The 20777-nt window shown below is 72.1% G+C and carries 18 protein-coding genes and 1 riboswitch; of the genes, 9 read left to right on the plus strand and 9 right to left on the minus strand.

The annotated features are described in order from the left end of the window. Nucleotides 1-79: 79 nt before the first annotated feature. The 3 genes from eccCa to DLJ59_RS09655 all read left to right on the plus strand — a co-directional run bounded on the left by eccCa (nt 80) and on the right by DLJ59_RS09655 (nt 4863). Complete coding sequence (gene eccCa / locus DLJ59_RS09645) at nt 80-4045, plus strand: type VII secretion protein EccCa (protein ID WP_124772160.1); 3966 nt, start codon at nt 80-82, stop codon at nt 4043-4045. Between the two features lie 205 nt (nt 4046-4250). Beyond that, nucleotides 4251-4559, plus strand: a complete 309-nt coding sequence (locus DLJ59_RS09650) for a WXG100 family type VII secretion target (protein ID WP_030329557.1) — start codon at nt 4251-4253, stop codon at nt 4557-4559. 25 nt (nt 4560-4584) lie between these two features. Further along, nucleotides 4585-4863, plus strand: a complete 279-nt coding sequence (locus tag DLJ59_RS09655) for a WXG100 family type VII secretion target (protein ID WP_030329555.1) — start codon at nt 4585-4587, stop codon at nt 4861-4863. 91 nt (nt 4864-4954) lie between these two features. On the opposite strand, the gene mycP is transcribed toward DLJ59_RS09655, so the two are convergent. Both mycP and DLJ59_RS09665 read right to left on the minus strand, forming a co-directional pair. After that, the gene (mycP, locus tag DLJ59_RS09660; protein WP_244235929.1) at nt 4955-6166 is read right to left on the minus strand and encodes a type VII secretion-associated serine protease mycosin; all 1212 of its coding nucleotides are present in this window, start codon (nt 6164-6166) and stop codon (nt 4955-4957) included. Between the two features lie 71 nt (nt 6167-6237). Further along, nucleotides 6238-6573 carry a helix-turn-helix transcriptional regulator gene (locus DLJ59_RS09665; RefSeq protein WP_124772161.1) on the minus strand — a complete coding sequence of 112 codons (336 nt, stop codon included), beginning with the start codon at nt 6571-6573 and terminating at the stop codon, nt 6238-6240. Between the two features lie 226 nt (nt 6574-6799). Here DLJ59_RS09665 and DLJ59_RS09670 point away from each other — a divergent pair, with 226 nt between their 5' ends. Beyond that, complete coding sequence (locus DLJ59_RS09670) at nt 6800-7501, plus strand: carbonic anhydrase (RefSeq protein WP_124772162.1); 702 nt, start codon at nt 6800-6802, stop codon at nt 7499-7501. A gap of 56 nt (nt 7502-7557) precedes the next feature. On the opposite strand, the gene DLJ59_RS09675 is transcribed toward DLJ59_RS09670, so the two are convergent. Together DLJ59_RS09675 and DLJ59_RS09680 are read right to left on the minus strand one after the other, a co-directional pair. After that, entirely contained in the window at nt 7558-8577 is a 1020-nt protein-coding gene (locus DLJ59_RS09675) for a coiled-coil domain-containing protein (RefSeq protein ID WP_124772163.1), read from the minus strand. 4 nt (nt 8578-8581) lie between these two features. Beyond that, a riboswitch (cyclic di-AMP (ydaO/yuaA leader) is annotated at nt 8582-8712 on the minus strand. A gap of 166 nt (nt 8713-8878) precedes the next feature. Further along, on the minus strand, nt 8879-10249 hold the full coding sequence (locus tag DLJ59_RS09680; protein WP_124772164.1) for a YibE/F family protein: 1371 nt from the start codon (nt 10247-10249) through the stop codon (nt 8879-8881). Between the two features lie 311 nt (nt 10250-10560). On the opposite strand from DLJ59_RS09680, the gene DLJ59_RS09685 reads away from it, so the two are divergent. Next, the gene (locus tag DLJ59_RS09685) at nt 10561-12666 is read left to right on the plus strand and encodes a copper-translocating P-type ATPase (RefSeq protein WP_124772165.1); all 2106 of its coding nucleotides are present in this window, start codon (nt 10561-10563) and stop codon (nt 12664-12666) included. 6 nt (nt 12667-12672) lie between these two features. Here DLJ59_RS09685 and DLJ59_RS09690 read toward each other — a convergent pair whose 3' ends face one another. Then, nucleotides 12673-12969: a metal-sensitive transcriptional regulator gene (locus DLJ59_RS09690; RefSeq protein WP_030329541.1), complete on the minus strand. Its 297-nt coding sequence runs from the start codon at nt 12967-12969 to the stop codon at nt 12673-12675. 94 nt (nt 12970-13063) lie between these two features. Between DLJ59_RS09690 and DLJ59_RS09695 the strand changes: the two genes are divergently transcribed. From DLJ59_RS09695 to DLJ59_RS09710, 4 genes are all read left to right on the plus strand, one after another. Continuing rightward, nucleotides 13064-13273 (plus strand): heavy-metal-associated domain-containing protein, encoded by a 210-nt coding sequence (locus DLJ59_RS09695; RefSeq protein WP_124772166.1) that lies wholly within the window; start codon nt 13064-13066, stop codon nt 13271-13273. Between the two features lie 13 nt (nt 13274-13286). Continuing rightward, nucleotides 13287-14234, plus strand: coding sequence for a hypothetical protein (locus DLJ59_RS09700; protein ID WP_124772167.1), 948 nt, complete (start codon nt 13287-13289; stop codon nt 14232-14234). 12 nt (nt 14235-14246) lie between these two features. Next, complete coding sequence (locus DLJ59_RS09705) at nt 14247-16493, plus strand: heavy metal translocating P-type ATPase (RefSeq protein ID WP_124772168.1); 2247 nt, start codon at nt 14247-14249, stop codon at nt 16491-16493. A 74-nt stretch (nt 16494-16567) separates the two neighbouring features. After that, complete coding sequence (locus DLJ59_RS09710) at nt 16568-16741, plus strand: CsbD family protein (protein WP_124772169.1); 174 nt, start codon at nt 16568-16570, stop codon at nt 16739-16741. 59 nt (nt 16742-16800) lie between these two features. Here DLJ59_RS09710 and DLJ59_RS09715 read toward each other — a convergent pair whose 3' ends face one another. The 4 genes from DLJ59_RS09715 to DLJ59_RS09730 all read right to left on the minus strand — a co-directional run bounded on the left by DLJ59_RS09715 (nt 16801) and on the right by DLJ59_RS09730 (nt 20565). Then, the gene (locus DLJ59_RS09715) at nt 16801-17457 is read right to left on the minus strand and encodes a class I SAM-dependent methyltransferase (RefSeq protein ID WP_124772170.1); all 657 of its coding nucleotides are present in this window, start codon (nt 17455-17457) and stop codon (nt 16801-16803) included. Nucleotides 17458-17548: 91 nt separating this feature from the next. Next, nucleotides 17549-18802, minus strand: a complete 1254-nt coding sequence (locus tag DLJ59_RS09720; protein ID WP_124772171.1) for an RNA polymerase sigma factor — start codon at nt 18800-18802, stop codon at nt 17549-17551. Next, nucleotides 18799-19155: a YciI family protein gene (locus tag DLJ59_RS09725; protein WP_244235935.1), complete on the minus strand. Its 357-nt coding sequence runs from the start codon at nt 19153-19155 to the stop codon at nt 18799-18801. The genes DLJ59_RS09720 and DLJ59_RS09725 overlap by 4 nt, the downstream gene beginning before the upstream one ends. Nucleotides 19156-19302: 147 nt before the next feature. Continuing rightward, a complete protein-coding gene (locus DLJ59_RS09730; protein ID WP_124772173.1) occupies nt 19303-20565 on the minus strand; it encodes a DUF2786 domain-containing protein in 1263 nt (420 codons plus the stop codon). Nucleotides 20566-20777 lie beyond the last annotated feature (212 nt).

Genomic DNA, 20777 nt, shown 5'->3' on the forward strand with positions numbered 1-20777 from the left:
CTGGCACGTACGATGCCCACCCGCGGGCGGTGTTCCGCGGCGGCACGTCATCAGGGCCGCTTCTGGGGAGGAGACAGCCGTGAGCACTGTGGTGTTCCGCCGGCTCCCGCGTCAGCCGGGGCCGGCCTTACCACGCGGCGAGGTGCTGCTGGAATCGCCGCCCGAGCTGCCCGAGCCGACGCCCCGCGGGATGGGGCAACTGCTCATGATCCTGCCGATGTTCTGCGGGGTCGGTGCCATGGCGTTCCTCTACGCCGGCAAGGGCGGCGGCATGATGACGTACGTCGCCGGTGGTCTGTTCGGTGTCTCGATGCTCGGCATGGCGATCGGCTCGCTGGCGAACAGTGGTGGCAAGGACAAGGCCGAGCTGAACGCCGATCGCCGCGACTACATGCGCTACCTGGCTCAGATGCGCAAGCGCACCCGGCGCGCCGCCGAGCAGCAGCGGGCGGCGATGGCCTGGCGGCACCCGGAGCCCGACGCGCTCTGGTCGATCGCCGCGTCCCGGCGACTCTGGGAGCGGCGGATCACCGAGGACGACTTCGGCGAGACCCGGATCGCCCTCGGCCCGCAGCGGCTCGCCGTGGAGATCGTTCCGCCGGAGACGAAGCCGGTGGAGGACCTGGAGCCGATGAGCGCCATCGCGCTACGCCGGTTCGTCCGTGCCCACTCCACGGTGCCTGATCTGCCGACGGCGCTGTCGGTGCGGGCGTTCAGTCGGGTGGTGCTGCGCGGCGAGCGCGAGCCCGTGCTCGACCTGACCCGGGCGGCGCTGGGGCAACTGGCCACCTTCCACGCACCGGACGACCTGGTGATCGCGGTGGTCGCCGCACCCGACCGGCAACCGGCCTGGGGCTGGGTCAAGTGGCTGCCGCACGCCCACCACAGCGGTCGTACGGACGCGGCCGGCGCGCGCCGGCTGGTCTTCGCCAGCCTGGCCGAGGCCGAGGCGGCGCTCGCCGCCGAGCTGACCGGGCGGCCCCGGTTCGCGCCGGAGGCCAAGCCGCTGACCACCGCCGGGCACCTGGTCGTGGTGATCGACGGCGGGGAGATCTCACCGACCTGCCAGCTGGTGGGCCCGGGGTTGCTCGGCACCACCGTGATCGACCTCTCCGGGACGGTGCCGCGCGACGCCGGCCGCTGGCTGCTCTGCCTCGACGTGGGCGACGGAAGCTCACTCGATCTGGTCCGGGGCAGCTCGTCGTCGACGTTGGGTCGGCCCGACCGGCTCAACGCCGAGGCCGCCGAGGGGCTGGCCCGACAGATCGCCCCCTTCCGGCTCTCCCAGCAGCAGACCGGCGGCGACGAGCCGTTGGCCCGCAGCACCGAGCTGCCGGACCTGCTCGGCGTCGGCGACGCGGCGGCGGTGGACGTTCAGAACACCTGGCGTCCGCGTGGTCACCGCGATCGGCTGCGCATCCCACTCGGTGTCGGCCCGGACGGCAACGTGGTCGAGCTCGACTTCAAGGAGTCGGCGCACGAGGGCATGGGCCCGCACGGTCTGGTGATCGGCGCGACCGGGTCCGGCAAGAGCGAGCTGCTGCGTACGGTGGTGGCCGCGTTGGCGGTGACCCACTCGTCGGAGGAGCTGAACTTCGTCCTGGTGGACTTCAAGGGCGGCGCGACCTTCGCCTCGCTGGAGGCGCTGCCGCACACCAGCGCGGTGATCACCAACCTGGCCGACGAGTTGCCGCTGGTCGACCGGATGCGCGACGCGCTCGCCGGCGAGATGGTGCGCCGGCAGGAGCTGCTGAGGGCGGCCGGCAACTACGTCTCCCGTTTCGAGTACGAGAAGGCGCGTTCGGCCGGTGAGCCGCTCGCTCCGATGCCCAGTCTGCTGATCATCTGCGACGAGTTCAGCGAGTTGCTCGCCGCCAAGCCGGACTTCATCGACCTGTTCGTGATGATCGGCCGGTTGGGTCGGTCCCTCGGTGTGCACCTGCTGCTGGCCAGCCAGCGCCTCGAGGAGGGCAAGCTGCGGGGCCTCGACACGCACCTGTCGTACCGGATCGGTCTGCGCACGTTCTCCGCGGTGGAGAGCCGGATCGTGCTCGGTGTACCGGACGCGTACGAGCTGCCGAACGCGCCGGGCCACGGCTATCTGAAGACGGACACCAGCACCATGCTGCGGTTCCGGGCCGCGTACGTGTCGGGGGCGTACCGGGCGCCGGGGCAGCAGGCCTCCGCCTCGCAGGCGTTGGTGCAGCGGCGGATCGTGCCGTACGGCCTCGACTTCGTTCCGGTGCAGGTCCCGCAGGTGCCGGTGGACACCGCCCCGGAGCCGGAGCAGCCGGCCGATGGTAAGGCCGTGGCGATGCTCGACGTGCTGATCGACCAGCTCAAGGGCCGGGGCCGTCCGGCCCACCAGGTGTGGCTGCCGCCGCTGGCCGACCCGCCGGGCCTGGGTGAGCTGCTCGGCCCGCTGGCTGTCGACCCGACCTACGGGCTGTGCACCGCGTCCTGGCCTGGGCGCGGGCAGCTGACCGTGCCGGTCGGCGTCGTGGACCGCCCCTACGAGCAGCGCCGGGACCCGATGATGGTCGAGCTGGCCGGGGCCGGCGGCAACGTGGTCATCGTCGGTCGGTCGCTGAGTGGCAAGAGCACGATGCTGCGGACGCTGCTCGCCTCGCTGGCGCTCACGCACACGCCACGGGAGGTGCAGTTCTTCTGCCTGGACTTCGGCGGCGGCGCGCTGCGCAGCATGGAGCGGTTGCCGCACCTGGCCGGGGTGGCTGGCCGGCGCGACGTCGAGGCGGTCCGCCGGACGGTGGCTGAGGTGGTCGCCGTGCTGGACGACCGGGAGAGTCGGTTCGCCCAGCACGGCATCGACTCGGTGGCGAGCTACCGCCGTCGCCGGGCCGCCGGTGAGTTCGCGGACGACCCGTTCGGCGACGTGTTCCTGGTGGTGGACGGGTGGAACACGCTGCGCCAGGAGTACGAGGAGTTGGAGCAGACCATCACCACGTTGGCCAACCGGGGCCTCGGCTTCGGTGTGCACGTGGTGCTCACCGCCGTGCGGTGGGCGGAGATCCGGATCAACATGCGGGATCTGCTCGGCACCAAGTTGGAGCTGCGTCTCGGTGACGCCTCGGAGTCCGAGATCGACCGCCGCGCCGCGAACAACGTGCCGGAGAAGTCACCCGGTCGGGGCCTGACCCGGGACAAGCTTCACTTCCTCACCGCGATCTCCCGGATCGACGGTCGGCGGGACATTGACGATCTGAGCGAGGCCTCGCTGTCCCTGGCCGGGCACGTGGCGGCGAACTGGCCGGGTCGCCCGGCGCCGAAGGTACGGCTGTTGCCCCGTCGCCTGCCGGTGGCGGAGCTGGCCCGGATCATCGACCGGTCGGCACCCGGGCTCCCGGTCGGTGTCAACGAGTCGGCACTCGCGCCGGTCTACCTGGACCTGGCCAACGAGCCGCATCTGACGGTCTTCGGCGATGCGGAGTGCGGCAAGACCAACCTGCTGCGCCTGATCGCCAGGGGGATCACCGAGCGGTACACCCCGGCGCAGGCCCGGCTGGTGATCGCCGACTACCGGCGTGGCCTGCTGGGGGCGGTGGAGGGTGACCACCTGCTCGACTACGCCCCGTCGAACCAGGCGTTCGCCCAGGGGCTCGGGTCGATCCGCAGCGCCCTCTCGAACCGATTGCCGGGCCCGGATGTGACCACCGCCCAACTGCGCGACCGGAGCTGGTGGAAGGGCCCGGACCTGTACATCCTGGTGGACGACTACGACCTGGTGGCCTCTGGTGGTAGCAACCCGCTCAGCGCCCTGCTGGAGCTGTTGCCGCAGGCCCGTGACATCGGTCTGCACCTGATCGTCACGCGTCGGGTCGGTGGTGTGTCCAGGGCACTCTACGAGCCGGTGCTGCAACGGCTGCGTGAGCTGGACTCGCCGGGCCTGCTGATGTCCGGCAACCGGGAGGAGGGCGCGGTCTTCGGCACGTTGCGACCGAGCCCGCAACCGCCCGGCCGGGGCACCCTGGTGCGTCGTCGCGATGGCCAGCAGCTGATTCAGACTGCCTGGTCTGAGCCGGTCTGAGCGCTGTCGGCCGTTCGGTGGGTGGTGGTGGGCCGTCCCGGCCCGATTCACCATCATCCATCGAACGGCGCCGGCCAGGGCTGCGAGGGCTGGACAGGTTCCGCTACGGTCTTCACAGGAGTGTCCGTCGGTGGGGTGTTGCTGCCTTGCCGCGGGGGAGGGGTGCGGCAAAGCCGCCACCACAACAGACGGAAGGGTGTGAAGCATGGCGTTCGAGGTCGAAGCTGCGACTCTGCATACCGCCGCGAGTGACGTGCGGTCCACGCGCAGCGAGGTCGACGGTGAGCTGAAGAAGCTGTGGAACGTGGTCGACGACCTGGCCATCGCGTGGAAGGGTCAGGCGTCCACGGGCTTTCAGTCGCTGATGACGCGCTGGAACGAGGACACCGTCAAACTGCTGACGGCGATGGACAGCATCGCTGACCTGCTCGACAAGTCGGGTACGACGCACCAGGTCAACGACGAAGAGCAGCAGCAGATGCTGGACAAGTTCCACTCTGCTCTCAACCCGTGATCCGTAGCCGGCAGAGGAGGAAATCGTGACGATCAAAGTTGACTATGCGGTCCTCGAGAGCAGCAACCAGCAGATGCAGGCCATCTCGAAGACCCTCGAGGAAAAGCTTGACACGCTGCGGTCGATGCTGACCAAGCTGCACTGGGACGGCGAGGACCGGGTTGCCTACGAGCAGCACCAGGCGAAGTGGGACGCGGCGGTCCGGGACATCAACCGGATCCTGAACGAGATCGGCGGTGCCGTGGGCATCGCTCGCGAAAACTACCTCACCACGGAGATGAGCAACTCCAAGGTGTGGAGCTGAGGCATTCGCACGAGCGGCTCCGGTCCGGTTCATCCGGCCCGGAGCCGCTTTGCGTTGGCGTTGGCGCCGGAACCGCGTTGCGGTGCGCCGCTCAGCCAGCGGTTGGCGCGTCTCCGCGTCGGCCGGGGCGCCAGTCGCGTCGACGGCCCAGGGCCATGATCGGTCGTGCGACCAGCAGCAGCCCGGCGAGCAGAGCGCCGATGACCGCCGCCCAGATCGCGACGGGGCGCTGCCAGCTCAGCGGGTCGTCGCGCACGGCGGGTGCCGGGATCGCGCTGGCGGGCGGGTTCGGCCGGGTGCCGAGCAGGCTCGACACCGCCCGGTACGGGTTGACCATCCCGTAGCCGATGTCGGCGTTGTGACCCTCGGGTGGGTTGTCGGCGGTGCGTTGCAGCCGGTCGGCGACCTGCTGCGGGCTGAGATTCGGGTAGGCGGCCCGGACCAGCGCGGCCGCTCCCGAGACGTACGCCGCCGCGTAGCTGGTGCCGCCCTCCGGCACAGTGCGGTAGCCGGTGTTTCCGGGTGCCGGCCCGACGATGTTCATCCCCGGCGCGGCGATGTCGACGTAGTCGCCGCTGATCGAGGTGCCGACGTGGCTTCCCTGCTCGTCCACCCCGCCGACCGCGATCACCCCGGGGTACGCGGCCGGGTAACCCGGCAGATTCTGGGAATCTTCCGAACGGTTGCCCGCGGCGGCGACCAGCACCACCCCTTTGTCCAGCGCGCGCTCGACGGCGGCCGTCAGTTCGGGGCGGGGAATCGTCGTCAGGGACAGGTTGATCACGTCGGCGCCCTGCGCGACCGCCCAGTCGATGGCCGCCGCGATCTGCGCGGGGAGCTGCGGGTTGTTGACCGCTCCGAGCTGCGGCAGAACCCGGATCGGCAGGATGCGGGCGGCCGGGGCGATGCCGGTGAACGGGACGGCCGCGGCCTCCCGGCCCGCGATGATGCCGGCGATCAGTGTGCCGTGCCCGGCCTCGTCGCACTGGCCCTGCCTGGCCGGCAGGCCGTTGAAGTCGCGACCCTCGAGCACCTGCCCCTTGAGGAGCGGGTGGGCGGCGGAGACTCCGGAGTCGATCACGGCCACCGTGACCCCGGCGCCCCGGGACAGTGGCCACGCCGAGGACGGCTCAAGCCGGCGTAGCGCCCACGGCATCTGGGTCAGGCTGTCGGAGCCGGTGGGGCCGCAGAGGGGCGGTGCCGCGGTCGCGGGGGAGGGTGCCACCAGGCCGGCGCCGAGCAGGGCCGCCAGCGCTCCACTGAGGACGCCGCGAAGGGCACGTCGGGACGGGGTCGCGCTCATCGGCGGGCATTCGCGCACCCGCAAAGGTTACCGCCGGGGCCGTCGGGCAGCGGCCCCCCCCGGTGACGTGGTCAGGGCCGGGGGTCCGCTTTCGCGGTCGCGGTGTCGGCGAACAGCGCGAGGAGGTCGCCGACCTGCCGGTCGGCCTCGGCCGGGTGCCGGAACCGGCCGGCCGGGTTGAGGGTGTACTCGTTGCGTCGTCCGACTCGGGTGCGGTGCAGGTAACCGCCCGCCTCCAGGTCGGCGACGATCGCCTGCGCGGCTCGTTCGGTGACGCCGACCTCGGCCGCGACGTCGCGTAGCCGGGCGGTCGGATTGCGGGCGATGGCCAGCAGGACGTGCCCGTGATTGGTGAGGAACGTCCAGTTCCGCCCGCCGTCGGTGTCGCCCGTCACCGTGCTCGTCATCGTGTGGCCGCCCTTCTGGATGTCCGCCTGCCCTCGCGAGAGTCTTGCCCGTCCCGCCCAGGGAGGGTTGCCCAGGGTGCGGCCGGGGTCAACGTATGAAATCTAAATCACGCATACCTTGACGCATCTTACGGTGCGTGTGACGGTGGAGCGCGAGTGAGCGCCCGCCTACCGGCCGGCGGAAAGTCGGTTTGACCAGGTGAGATGCGTCGAGACGAGGTGCGGGATGAGTCATATCGGGAGCGCCGGTGGTCAGCCGGGTTCGCAGCGGGCCACCGACCGAGCGTCCACGCCCAGCGAGCCGGCTCTGGCGTACGCCGAGCTGGTCGCCGGCAATCGACGCTTCGTCGGTGGCGCGCCACGCCACCCCAACCAGGATGCCGGGCACCGGGCCGTCGTGGCCGACGGGCAACACCCGTTCGCGGTGATCGTCGGCTGCTCCGATTCCCGGCTGGCCGCGGAGATCATCTTCGACCGGGGGTTGGGTGACCTGTTCGTGGTTCGCACGGCCGGGCACACCGCCGGCCCCGAGGTGCTTGGCAGCGTCGAGTACGCGGTGACCGTGCTCGGCACTCCGCTGGTGGTGGTGCTCGGTCACGACTTGTGTGGCGCGGTGCAGGCCGCCCGAGAGTCCGTCGCGACCGGTACCGCACCGAGTGGCCATCTGCGCGCGGTGGTCGACGCCGTGCTGCCCAGCCTGCGCCGCGCCGAGGCCGAGGGCGTGGACGACATCGACGGCATCGTCGACATCCACATCGCACAGACCGTGGAGACGTTGCTCGCGCAGTCCCCGGTGCTGGCCGACGAGGTGGCGCGGGGGCGGTGCGCGGTGGTGGGAATGTCCTACCGGCTGGCCGCCGGGGCGGTGCACCCGGTGGCCGCCGTGCCGGCAGGCTTCGCGACACTGGACACCCCGGCCACCGTCTGACGTGACGAGGGCCGCTCCGCGTCACGCGGAACGGCCCTCGACCGGGATCGTGCGGGTCAGAGCAGCGACATGTGGACGTGGTCGGTGTGGTTCGACGGCCCGCTGTACGAACTCCAGCCGGTCGCCGGGAACCAGATCTGCCGGTTCCAGATCACGTAGTAGATGCCGAGCCGGTCGGCGTTACGGATGAGGAAAGCGGCGACGTTGTTGCCGTACGTCCGGGTGTCTTCGTTGTGCCACGGAGAGAAGCCGCTCTTCTGGAGCGACCAGTCGCAGGCGCGACCCTTCGGGTGCTCCCACGGCCCGCCGGGCCGGTAGCAGCCGACGAACCGGTTGAAGCCGGCCCGCTTGACCTCCTTGTACGCGTGCAGCGTGCGGGGGGTGATGCAGCCGGACGTGGTGGGGTCGTTCTCGCTGCACGACTGGGCCTTCCAGTCACCGTCGGCCGTACGACCCGGGCCGATCTTCGCGACCGGGGACTTGGCGTCCACCAGGCCGCCGGTGAAGCCCTTACCACCGACGAGGGAGAGCGCCTTGTCGGCTTCGCTCTTCCGCTTCGCCATCACGGCGGTCTGCTTCTGCTGCTCCCGGACCTCCGTGTCGAGGGCCAGCTTGGCCTGCTCGGCGCGGGCCTTCACCACGTTGACCTCGGAGAGCTTCTTCTCGTTGACCATGTTCATCTCGTCGAGCACCGCCGCGCGCCGGACGAACGAGTCGGGGTTGTCGCTCTCCAGCAGCATCGCGATCGCGCCGATCCGACCGGTCCGGTACGACTGGGCGGCGATCTGCCCGACCTGCGGGGCCAACGCGTCCAGGTCGGCCTTGGCCCGGTCGACCTCCGCCGCCAACTCGCTCTGCCGCTTCTTGGATTTGTCCAGCTTGGACTTGGCGGCGGAGTAGTCGCGGTTGGCCTGCTCGATGACGTCGTTGAGCAGCTTGGGCTCGCCGTCCTCCTCGTGCCCGGACGGTGTGGGGTTCGTCGGGGCGGCGGCCGCCGGGAGTGGCCCGGCGAGCACGGTCAGTGCGGCGATCACGGCCACCACGGGTGTCAACCAGCGGCGTAGGGGTGCCGTCACAATGTTCCCTTCCGTCGACCGCCGACCGGGTTAGCTGACGGGTTCGGGGCGGAAGCGGCCCCTACCGCTGACGCGGATTCACCCCAGGTACCTGGGTCCCCGGCTCGCCGGTTGGCGATTGGGCGGTGGCACCGCAGGCGCCGCTTCGCGCCTTCATCGGTAACCGGCAGCGAGGTTACCCGAGAGTCGACCGGGTGAGCTACGCCTGGATGCCGACCAAAAGCGTCATTTCGCCATAGCGTTGAGTGACCAGTGACGTGGTTCTCAGGGTGGATGCCCGATCTGGTCACGCTGAGGAGTGTCACCATGCCGTATCCGTGCTCCTGTTCGACTCCGGCCACCGGTCGGCGGCCTCGGATGGGGGTGCGGCCCGCGGCCGGTCCGGCTCGTCGGAGCCGGTCGTTCGCGGTGAAATGAGTGCGGCCAGTGCCTCCGTGCGGTCCGGCTGGGGTCGCGCGGCGGGAGTGTCCGCCGACGACGTGCCATCGGTGCGCCCGGCGGCGGTCACCACCGCGGCCAGCCCGGTGGTCAGCGGCACGGCGGCGATCAGACCGAGGGTGGCGACCGCGCTGCGGACGATCTCCTGCGCGAGGAACTCACTGGTGAGGATCTGCCCGATCGGTCGCGAGTCGGCGGTGAGCAGGAGCAGCAGGGGTAGCGACGCGCCCGCGTACGCCAGCACGATGGTGTTGACAGTGGAGGCGATGTGCGCGCGGCCGACCCGGGTGGCCGCGCGGTACAGCTGCAACCGGGTCAGCCCGGGGTTGGCGTTCGCCAGTTCGGTGACGGTGGCCGCCTGGGTGACCGTCACGTCGTCGAGCACCCCGAGCGATCCGATGATGATCCCGGCGAGCAGCAGACCGTGCAGGTCCACGTCGCCCTGGAACATCGACAGGGTGGTGGCGTCTTCGCTGCCGAAGCCGGTGAGGTGGGTCGCGGCCGTGGCGATGGTGGCGAGTACGCCGGTCAGCACCAGGCTGCCCAGGGTGCCGAGCACCGCCACCGAGGTCTGTGCGGTGACCCCGTGCGTCAGATAGAGCACCACGAACATGATCAGGGCTGCGCCGACCACCGCCACCAGCAGTGGCGACCGGCCGGCGCCGATGCCCGGCAGCACGAAGGTGAGCAGGATGGCGAAGCTGGCGGCCAACCCGGCGAGGGCGGCCAGACCCCGCCACCGACCGAACGCGACGATCGCGGCCGCGAAGACCACAGCCAGCCACATCATCGGGGTGCCGCGCTGGTGCTCGGCGATGTTCCAGTTGCTGGTGGTGGGATCGGTGGGATCGGCCAGCTCGACCAGGATGACCTCGTCGCCGACGTCGACCCGGGGGGCGCCGGGTCCGTCCGGCACCGGGGTCCGCACCTGCTGGCCGGCGGTCGGCCCGTCGTCCACCCGTACGTCGACAGTGCCGCACCGTCGGTCGCCGACCGTCGGTGTGCCCTCGGGGACCGACGGCGCCGGCGGGCACGGCTCGCTCACCACCCGGGTGACCGTGCCGGGGTAGCGCGGCACGTCCGTGCCACCATCGGTCTGCGGTGACCCGCCGCTCGGCCAGAGCAGCACCGCGGCGAGCACTGTGGCGACGAAGAGGGGCACCACCGTCACGACGAGGATCCGTCGCACCCTCGGTGGGGCGGACGGAGCCGGGCGGGTGTGGTCGGAACCCAAGGCGAGACTCCCAACGATCCGGTGCGGGGTACGGGTCAGCGGGCCGGGCGGTTCACCGTTTCGGTGGAAACGCGGCGGATGGCGGGGCGGATCGCTGCCTGATGCCCGCTTGATCACGGACGGTCAGTGCTCGGCTCGGTCGGCCGCGGGCGACGTCAGGTCGTGGCGGCGTCAGTGCCCGACTGTGCGGCGGTATTCGGAGGGCCATCGTCGGAGATGCTAGCCAGCCCGTCCGGGGGTTGCAGGTCGTGGCGGAGTGTCGGGCAGCCGAACGCCTCGCGTGGCGGCCCGCGAGGCGGCATGTTGGAGCCATGCCCGCTCCGTCACCGCCCGACCCCGACCACCCGCAACACGCCGAACCCGTGCCGCACGACAAGCACGCCGGGCACGACAAGCACGCCGGGCACGACAAGCACGCCGGGCACGACAAGCACGCCGGGCACGATCCGGCGATGTTCCGCCGCCGGTTCTGGGTCTGCCTGGTGTTGACCATCCCGGTGGTGCTGACGAGTCATCTCGTATCGGATCAGCTGGGCCTGGCCGAGGAGGGTGTCCCCGGTCGGTCCTGGGTGGGCCCGGTGCTCGGCTCGGTGGTGTTCTGGTGGGGCGGTTGGCCGTTCCTGGTCGGCGCGGTCCGGGAGGTGCGGGACCGGGCACCCGGGATGATGCTGCTGGTCGCGATGGCGATCACCGTCGCCTACACCACATCCCTGGCGACCAGCGTCGGTGTCTTCGACCTGGATTTCTGGTGGGAGTTGGCCGCGCTGGTCACCATCATGCTGCTCGGGCACTGGCAGGAGATGAAGGCCATCGGGCAGGCCCGGGGGGCGCTGGCGGCGCTGGCCGCGCTGCTTCCGGATGAGGCCGAACGGGTGGCGGCGGACGGGCGGGTCGAGGCGGTGCCGGTGGCCGGTCTGCGAGTCGGTGACGTGGTGTTGGTCCGGCCGGGAGGTCGGGTGCCAGCGGACGGCCGGGTCGTCGAGGGCGCCGCCGAGCTGGACGAGTCGATGATCACCGGCGAGTCGCGACCGGTCGCCCGGTCGACTGGCGACCGGGTGGTGGCCGGCACCGTCGCCACCGACTCGTCGATCCGGGTACGCGTCGAGGCGGTGGGTGAGCAGACGGCCCTCGCCGGCATCCAGCGGATGGTCGCGCAGGCCCAGGGTTCCGGTGGGCGTGCCCAGCTGTTGGCCGACCGGTTCGCCGCCGCGCTCTTCTACCTGGCCACCGGCACGGCCGTGCTGACCGTGCTGGTCTGGACCGCGCTCGGTGAGCCGGACGAGGCGGTGGTCCGGGCGGTCACCGTCCTGGTGATCGCCTGCCCGCACGCGCTGGGTCTCGCCATCCCCCTGGTCGTCGCGCTCTCCACCGCGCTCGCCGCGCGCTCCGGGATCCTGGTCAAGGACCGGTTGGCACTGGAACGGATGCGGACGGTCGGTGCGGTGCTCTTCGACAAGACCGGCACGCTGACCCGGGGTGAGCACGGGGTGACCGACCTGGTGACGGCGCCCGGCGTCGAGCGGGACGAGGTGCTGCGGATCGCGGCCGGCGTCGAGTCGGAGAGCGAACATCCGTTGGCCCGGGCGATCGTGGCGGCGGCCGGGTCGACCGGTCCGGCGCGGGCCGCCGGGTTCCGGGCGCTGCCGGGCCGGGGGGTGCAGGCGACCATCGACGGTACGCGGTACGCGGTGGGCGGGCCGGCGCTGCTGCGGGAGCTGGGCGTTCCGCTCCCGGCCCAGGTGCAGGCCGCGGCCGGGCGGTGGTCGGCGCGGGGTGCCGCGGTGTTGCACCTGGTGCGGCTGCCGGACACCGTGCTCGGTGCGTTCGCGTTGACCGACGAGGTGCGTCCGGAGGCCCGGCGGGCGGTGGACGAGCTGCGGGCCGAGGGGGTCCGGACCATCGCCATGATCACTGGTGACGCGCGGCCCGTGGCCGAGGCGGTCGCGGCCGACCTCGGGTTCCGACCCGGCGTCGACGAGGTCTTCGCCGAGGTGCTGCCGGCGGAGAAGGACGATCGGGTGGCGGAGCTTCAGCGGCGAGGGCTGGTGGTGGCGATGGTCGGCGACGGGGTGAACGACGCGCCAGCGCTGGCCCGGGCGGATGTGGGCATCGCGATCGGCGCCGGCACCGATGTGGCGATCGAGTCCGCCGGGGTGGTGCTGGCGTCCTCGGACCCGCGTGGGGTGGCTGCGGTGGTCCGGCTGTCCCGGGCGTCGTACCGGAAGATGCGACAGAACCTGGCCTGGGCGGCCGGCTACAACGTGGTGGCGCTGCCGTTGGCCGCCGGGGTTCTGGCCTGGGCCGGCGTGGCGTTGAGCCCGGCGCTGGCGGCGGTGCTGATGTCGGCGTCCACCATCGTGGTGGCGCTCAACGCGCAGTTGCTGCGTCGGGTCCGTCTCGACCCCGCGTCGGACTGAGGGCGGTCAGCCGCGCTTCATCAGCCGGCCGACCGCCGCCATCATCTCGGTGGCCATCTCGTCGGCCCTGCCCTCGGCGGCGCCCTCGTGCATGCAGTGCCGGGCGTGCCCGTCGAGCAGCCCGAGGGCCACCTTGTCGAGGGCGGCCTGGATCGCGGAGATCTGGGTGAGCACGTCGATGCAGTACCGGTCGTCGTCGACCATCTTCTCGATGCCCCGGACCTGCCCCTCGACACGGCGGAGCCGCGCGAGCAGCTGGTCCTTGCTGGCGGTGTATCCGCGGATCGGGGTGGGTGCGGTCATGCCGACCAGGATAGCGTACCCCTGGGGGGTATGGTACGGTCGTGGTCTGGTGGATACCCCCACCGGGTACCGGTACCGTAAAGGAGACGATCCGATGGTCAACACGACGTACCAGGTGCAGGGCATGACCTGTGGGCACTGCGTCAGCGCGGTGAGCGCCGAGGTCGGTGCCATCGCGGGCGTGCGCGACGTCCAGGTCGACCTCTCGGCCGGCCGGGTCACCGTCAGCAGCGACCAGCCGCTGGACACCGCGGTTGTCCGGGCCGCCGTCGACGAGGCCGGCTACGACCTCGTCGACGCGTGATCGGAGGGCCGGCGTGCGTACGGTGACCAAACTGGCCGGGTTCGCCGTCGGCCTGACGGCGGTCTTCGGCGCGACCTACGGGATCGGCCGGATCGTCGACCCCACCCCGGTCGCCGAGAGCCGGCACGAGGCTGCCGCCACCCCGTCTGCGGACGAGCGTGGCGGGACCGCCGACCAACTCCCCGGTGGGCTGCTCGTCTCCGAGCGGGGCTACACCCTCGAACCGGTCGACGCCCCGGCCGGCGAGTTCGCCTTCCGGATCGCCGGCCCGGACGGCCGCCCGGTCACCCGGTACGAGGTGGCGCACGACAAGCAGATGCACCTGATCGTCGCCCGACGGGACCTCTCCGGCTTCCGCCACGTCCACCCCGAGCTGGCCCCCGACGGCACCTGGCGGGTCGACACCCCGCTGACCGGCCCCGGGCAGTGGCGGGCGTTCGCCGACTTCACCCCGACCGGGGGTGAGCCGCTGACCCTCGGTGTGGACGTGACAGTCCCCGGCGAGCTGACCGAACGGCCGTTGCCCGCCCCGGCGACCAGCACCACCGTCGACGGCTACACGGTCACCCTGACCGGCGCGCCGCAGCCCGGCCGCACGTCGTCGCTGACCCTGACCATCAACCGGGACGGGCAGCCGGTCACCGACCTGGAGCCCTACCTGGGCGCGTACGGGCACCTGGTGGCACTGCGCCGGGGTGACCTGGCGTACCTGCACGTGCACCCGGACGGGACGCCGGACGACGGGCGCACCCGGCCCGGTCCGGACGTCACCTTCCTCGCCGAGGTTCCCTCGCCTGGCAGCTACCGGCTCTACCTCGACTTCTTGCACGGCGGGCGGGTGCACACCGCCGAGTTCACCGTCGTCGCCGGCGCTGCCCCGACCGGAGCCGCCCCCAGCCCGAGCGGGCCCGCGCCGACCGGCGGGGCCGACCACGGCACCCCCGGGCACGGACACAACTGACGGGACCAGACGATGACCACCACCAGCAGACCGCTGCCCGAGGCACCGAACCGGATCGAACTCGCGATCGGTGGGATGACCTGCGCCGCGTGTGCCGCCCGGATCGAGAAGAAGCTCAACCGGATGGACGGGGTGAGCGCCACCGTCAACTACGCCACCGAGAAGGCGACAGTCCGGTACGCCGACGGCGTCACGCCGGACGACCTGATCGGGACGGTCCAGAAAACCGGCTACACGGCGGCGCTGCCCGCCCCGCCCAGCGCGGAACCCCAGGTGGACCCGCTGCGGGGTCCGCGTACCCGGCTCTGGGTCTCGGTGGTCCTGAGCGTGCCGGTGGTGCTGCTGGCCATGGTCCCGGCCTGGCAGTTCGAATACTGGCAGTGGCTGTCGCTGACCCTGGCCGCCCCGGTGGTGGTCTGGGGTGGGCTGCCGTTCCACCGGGCCGCCTGGACGAACCTGCGGCACGGTGCCGCCACCATGGACACGCTGGTGTCGCTCGGCACCCTGGCCGCGTTCGGTTGGTCGCTCTGGGCGCTCTTCCTCGGTGACGCGGGGATGCCCGGAATGACGCACCCGTTCCGCTTCGACATCACCCGGACCGACGGCGCCGGGAACATCTACCTGGAGGCGGCCGCCGGGGTCACCGTGTTCATCCTGGCCGGCCGCTACTTCGAGGCCCGGTCCAAGCGCACCGCCGGCGCGGCCCTGCGCGCCCTGCTCGACCTCGGCGCCAAGGATGTGGCCGTGCTGCGCGACGGTGTGGAGACGCTGATCCCGGTGGACCGGCTCGTCGTCGGTGACCGGTTCGTGGTTCGTCCCGGGGAGAAGATCGCCACCGACGGGGTTGTCGACGAGGGCACCTCCGCGGTCGACGCCAGCATGCTCACCGGTGAGTCGGTGCCGGTCGAGGTCGCCCCGGGCGACGGCGTGGTCGGCGCCACGATCAACGCGGGCGGGCGGCTGATCGTCACCGCCACCCGGGTCGGCGCGGACACTCAGCTCGCCCGGATGGCCGACCTGGTCGAGCAGGCGCAGAGTGGCAAGGCGGCGGTGCAGCGGCTGGCGGACCGGATCTCCGGAGTCTTCGTGCCGATCGTCATCACCCTCGCCGTCGGCACGCTCGGCTGGTGGCTCGGCACCGGGGCTGGCCCGACCGCCGCGTTCACCGCCGCGGTGGCCGTGCTGATCATCGCGTGTCCGTGCGCGCTCGGCCTGGCCACCCCGACCGCGTTGCTGGTCGGCACCGGTCGGGGCGCCCAGCTCGGCGTGCTGATCAAGGGCCCGGAGGTGCTGGAGTCGACCCGCCGGGTGGACACCGTGGTGCTCGACAAGACCGGCACCGTGACGACCGGTCGGATGACGCTCGTGGATGTCGTGCCAGCGAGCGGTGTGGACCGGGCCGAGCTGCTCCGACTCGCCGGGGCGGTGGAGGCCGCTTCCGAGCACCCGATCGCCCGCGCGGTCGCCGCCGCTGCCACCGACGCGGGCACGCTGCCCCCGGTGACCGACTTCGGCAACCTCGAAGGGCTGGGGGTGACCGGCGCTGTCGACGGGCAGGCCGTGCTGGTCGGCCGGGTCCGGCTGCTGCGCGAGCGCGACTTCGACGTGCCACCGGAGGTCGAGTGGGCCGTGCGCGACGCGGAGGCCGTCGGCCGTACGGCGATCGTCGCCGGCTGGGACGGGCGGGCCCGCGGGGTGCTCGCGGTCGCCGACGTGGTCCGGCCGAGCAGCCGGGCGGCGGTGGCCCGGCTGCGCGGGCTGGGGCTGACCCCGGTCCTGCTGACCGGGGACAACACCACAGTGGCCCGCGCGGTCGCCGCCGAGGTGGGCGTCGACGAGGTGATCTCTGAGGTGCTGCCGGCCGGGAAGGTCGACGTGATCAAGCGGCTCCAGGCCGAGGGGCGGTCGGTGGCGATGGTCGGTGACGGGGTGAACGACGCCCCGGCGCTGGCCCAGGCCGACCTGGGGCTGGCCATGGGCACCGGCACCGACGTGGCGATCGAGGCGGCTGACCTCACCCTCGTCCGGGGCGACCTGGCCGCCGCGGTGGACGCCATCCGGTTGTCCCGACGCACGCTCGGCATCATCCGGGGCAACCTGTTCTGGGCGTTCGGCTACAACGTGGCGGCCCTGCCGTTGGCCGCCGCCGGGTTGCTCAACCCGATGATCGCCGGCGCCACGATGGCGCTCTCCTCGGTCTTCGTGGTGGCCAACAGCCTGCGCCTGCGTCGCTTTCGGTCGGCCGCTGCCGAGCTGTGACGGTGGTGATGGTTGGACCGGCGACGGCGGGGGTACCTCTGTGGTCGTAGCGACGCTTGCAATGGAGGTTGGCAATGGGTATCGACGACAAGCTCAACAACGCCACCGAGGACGCGACCGGCAAGCTGAAGGAAGGCGCCGGTCGGGCCACCGACAACGAGCAGCTGGAGGCGGAGGGTCGCGCTGACCAGTCCACCGCCAAGCTCAAGCAGGCGGGCGAGAAGATCAAGGACGCCTTCAAGAGCTGACGTACGACGTAACCCGCACGCCGGGCCGGTGATCATCACCGGCCCGGCGTGCGGTGTGCTCAGGGGCGTCGGGTGGCCCGTACGACGACGTCGGACAGCGGGGCCTCCCGGCCCGGCATCGTGCGGCGCTGCTCCTCGGCGGTGACGATCTCCCAGCTGGCGTTGTCCAGGCCGGCGGTGATGTCCGCGAGGGTGACCGATGCCTCGTCGGGCGGGTGGTGTCCATGCCCGTGTGCGTGCCCGTGCCCCTGCCCGGTGGCTTCGTTGCTGTGCAGGTGCCCGACGATCAGCAGAGTGCCCCCGGGTGCCACCCACCCGGCGATGCGCTGGTAGAAGCCCAGCTGCGGCATCGCGGGGTGCGCGTAATGCGTCGTGACCAGGTCGAACCGCGTCTCCGGGACCCAGGCCGTCAGGTCCGCCTCCACCCACCGCACGCGCTCGGACACCCCGCTGTCCGTCGCACGTTCGGCGGCCCGAGCGAGCGCGACGGGTGCGATGTCGACAGCGGTGACCTGCCAGCCGTGGGTGGCGAGCCAGATCGCCTCAGCGCCCGCGCCGCACCCGGCGTCCAACGCCGATCCCGGCACCAGAGCGCCGGTCTCCCGGGCCAGATACGGGTGCGCGGGACTCGTGCTCATCGCGCCGGGGCGGTCGTGGTGCGTCTGGTGCCAGTGCCGCTCCCAGTAGTCCTTGTCGAACTCGTGCTGCTCGGTCATCTGTGCCTGCTCCTTCGCGCGTCGCCAACGACTGTGACCGGCGACCGGTCGATGCGCAAAGGTTGTTGCCAAAACGGCAAGGCGATGTCGCTCACCCCTGCCCGGTCAGCCGGGCCGCCCGTCCCTCCAGATAGCGCTGCTCGGGCCGGCTCGTGGTGCCCCGCGCCGCGACCAGGTACGCCTCCCGCGCCGCGCCGACATCCCCGGCCAGCTCCAACAGGTGAGCCCGGACGGCGGCCAGCCGGTGGTGCCCGGCCGTGCGTTCGTCGGCGTCCAACGGCGTGAGCAGAGCGAGCCCGGCCCGGGGCCCGTCCACCATGGCCACCGCCACCGCCTGGTTCAGGGTGACCATCGGGTTCGGCGCGATCCGGGCCAGCAGCCGGTAGAGCGCGACGATCTGCCGCCAGTCCGTCTCCGCCGCCGTCGACGCCTCGGCATGCACCGCGGCGATCGCCGCCTGAAGCTGGTACGGGCCCGGCGGCGACCAGGTCAACGCCTCGGTGATCAGCGCGATCCCCTCCGCGATGGCGGCGGTGTCCCAGCGGGAGCGGTCCTGCTCGGCCAGCGGCACCAGCTCCCCGTCCGGCCCCACCCGGGCCGCCCGGTGCGCGTCGGTCAGCAGCATCAACGCCAGCAGCCCGGCCACCTCACCGTCGTCGGGCAGCAGCCCGCGCAGGATGCGCGCCAACCGGATCGCCTCGCCGGTCAACTCGGCCCGGCGCAGATCCGTCCCACTGGACGCGGTGTAACCCTCGTTGAAAATCAGGTAGAGCACCCGGAGCACCGTCCCGAGCCGCTCGTCCCGCTCAGCCGGCCCGGGCAGGGTGAACCGGGCCCCGGCGGCCTCGATCCGCTGCTTGGCCCGCCGGATCCGTTGACTCATCGTCGCCTCGGGCAGCAGGTGCGCCCGGGCGATCTGCGCGGTGCTGAGACCGCCGACCGCGCGCAGGGTGAGCGCCACCTGCGCCGACCCGGGCAGCGCCGGGTGGCAGCAGAGGAACAGCAGCGTGAGGGTGTCGTCGTCGGCCGGAACGAAGGGCTCCGCGTCGGCCGGCGGCGCCACCCCCGCGTACGCCGGTTCGCGCCGCGCCACCGCCACCTCGCGGTCCCGGCGCGCGCTCTCGGTGCGCCACTCGTCGGTGAGCCGGCGGGTGGCCACGGTGAGCAACCAGGCGCGCGGATTGTCCGGTACGCCCTGCCCGGGCCACTGTGTCGCGGCGGCGAGCAACGCCTCCTGGACCGCGTCCTCACACCTGTCGAACTGTCCGTACCGCCGGACCAGCAGGCCGAGGACCTGCGGCGCGCACGTACGCAGCAGGTCCTCGACCGTCCGGTCCTCGGTCACATCTCCGTCCCGGCCTCGTCCATGATCGGGCGAACCTCCATCGCGCCGCCGTACCGGACATCCGGCCACCGGGCGGCGATCTCGGCGGCCCGCTGCGGGCTGTCGCAGTCCACGGTCAGGTAGCCGGCGAACTGCTCCTTGCTCTCCATGAACGGGCCGTCGAGAACCTCAGGGTTGCCGTCCACCAGCCGGACCGTCAACGTCTGCGACGGATTGGCCAACGCCTGGCCACCGATCAGCTCGCCGCTCTCGGTCAGCTCCTTCATGATCTCGTCGACCTCACCGAAGAGGGCGGTGCGATCCTGCTCGCTCAGCCCCTCGGTGAAGCCGGGCCGGTTCCAGATCAGCAGCATGTACTTCACGGCGATGCTCCTCAGGCTCTGGTCGCACCCCGATCGGGGCGCGGCTCACCGGAGGGTCGGAGCCGTTCCTCCGATCCCTACCGCGTACCGAAGAAAAACGCAGAAACCTCCGCCGGGGGTGGTCCCACGCCGGAGGGTTCAGCGCGGATCGGGTCGGCCGGGCACCTGTCGGGGTTTCCGACCGCCCCCGACGTCCAGCGACGCCCGGTCGGCGGCCGAGGTGCCGGACGACCAGCCCTCGGCGTCGCGCACGCTGAGCCGGTGCCGGGTGACGCCGGGGAAGAGCGTGTCCAGCCGCTCCCGGACCGCCTCGCTCCGCGCCGCGAGCACCGGCAACAGCCGTTCCGCCCCTGCCGTTTCGGCCGCCGCCTGGTCCGCCGCGTCGGTCGCCGCCTCGGTGGCCGCCCGCAGTCGCTCGCCGATCCGCAGCGCGAACGCGTTGAGGAAGGACTCGTCCCAGACCTTCGTCCGCCGCCCCGACCCCGGCCGGCGCTCGGCACGCCCCCGCAGCATCGCCGCCGTGGCCTGCACCAGCAGCGACGTGTAGAGCAACTCCACCGCCACCAGATCCGCCGGCCAGCCCAGCACGGTGGCGAAGCCCAGATCGTCGGACCAGACCGCCTCGCACCGGTTCGCCGCCGCCACCTCCTGCACCAGCAGCGCCTTCGCGCCCGCGTACGGGGCGTCGGTGCTCAGGCGCACCCCGCCGGGCAGATCCCCGCGCTCCGACCCGGCCGCCAACAGCGCCTCGTCGATGCTGTGCCGGGCGATCAGCTCCTGGGCCTTGCCGGTCAGCGCCTCCGCCTCGGCCGGGAAGGTGGTCGACTCTGCCTTCGCCAGCAGCGCGCGTACCCGATCCAGCATCGGCGACCCGCTGCGAGCCGTGCCGGTGGCGCGGGGCAGCGCCGCGCCGCTCGTGCCCGGCGGTGGGCGCAGCACCGCGATCGGCGGCAGGCTCTCCACCAGCGCGAGAGTGTCCACGGCGGTCCGGAGCGCGTCGGCCCGGTCCAGCCCTTCCCTGGTCGCCCAGCCGGCCAACACCTTCCGGTCGTCACCACCCTGGCTGGTCACCAACTCGCGGAGCTGGTCGTCCCACCAGGCCGGGACCGGTTCGGCCTGGTCGCGTCGCTGCACCGCCATCGCGTCGCGGACCAGCCGGGCCGCGCGGGCGTCGAGCCGTCGACCGGTGATCCGGTCCACGTCGACCGGCTGCCAACCGCGCGGCCAGAGCCGGCCCAGGCCGCGGACCAGGCGACGGAGCAGCGCCGCGTCCACCGCCGTGGTGCCGTCCGCGGCGCCGGTGCCGACCATCAGTTGGTCCAGCTGCCGTTCGGCCTGCCGTACGTCAGTGCCGCGCACCGCCGCGAGCGCATTGGCGACTAGTTCGTCCGCGTCCGGCACGGGCACCTCCTTCTCGGGATCTGGCTGTCGTTCTTCTCGGGCTCTGGCGGTCGCCGCCTCTCCAGGCTCCATGATCATGCCGCTCCTGGCCCGTGAGTCGCGAAACGGGGAGGTCACCGGCCCCATTCCGCCGCGCCTTGCTCAACGTCGCGCCGTCCGCGTTGATCGACACGGCTTCCCGGAAGTCGCGGCATCCCACCCGGCCGGACACC

Source organism: Micromonospora inaquosa (genome assembly GCF_003857055.1).
In the GTDB taxonomy this organism is placed as follows: domain Bacteria; phylum Actinomycetota; class Actinomycetes; order Mycobacteriales; family Micromonosporaceae; genus Micromonospora; species Micromonospora inaquosa.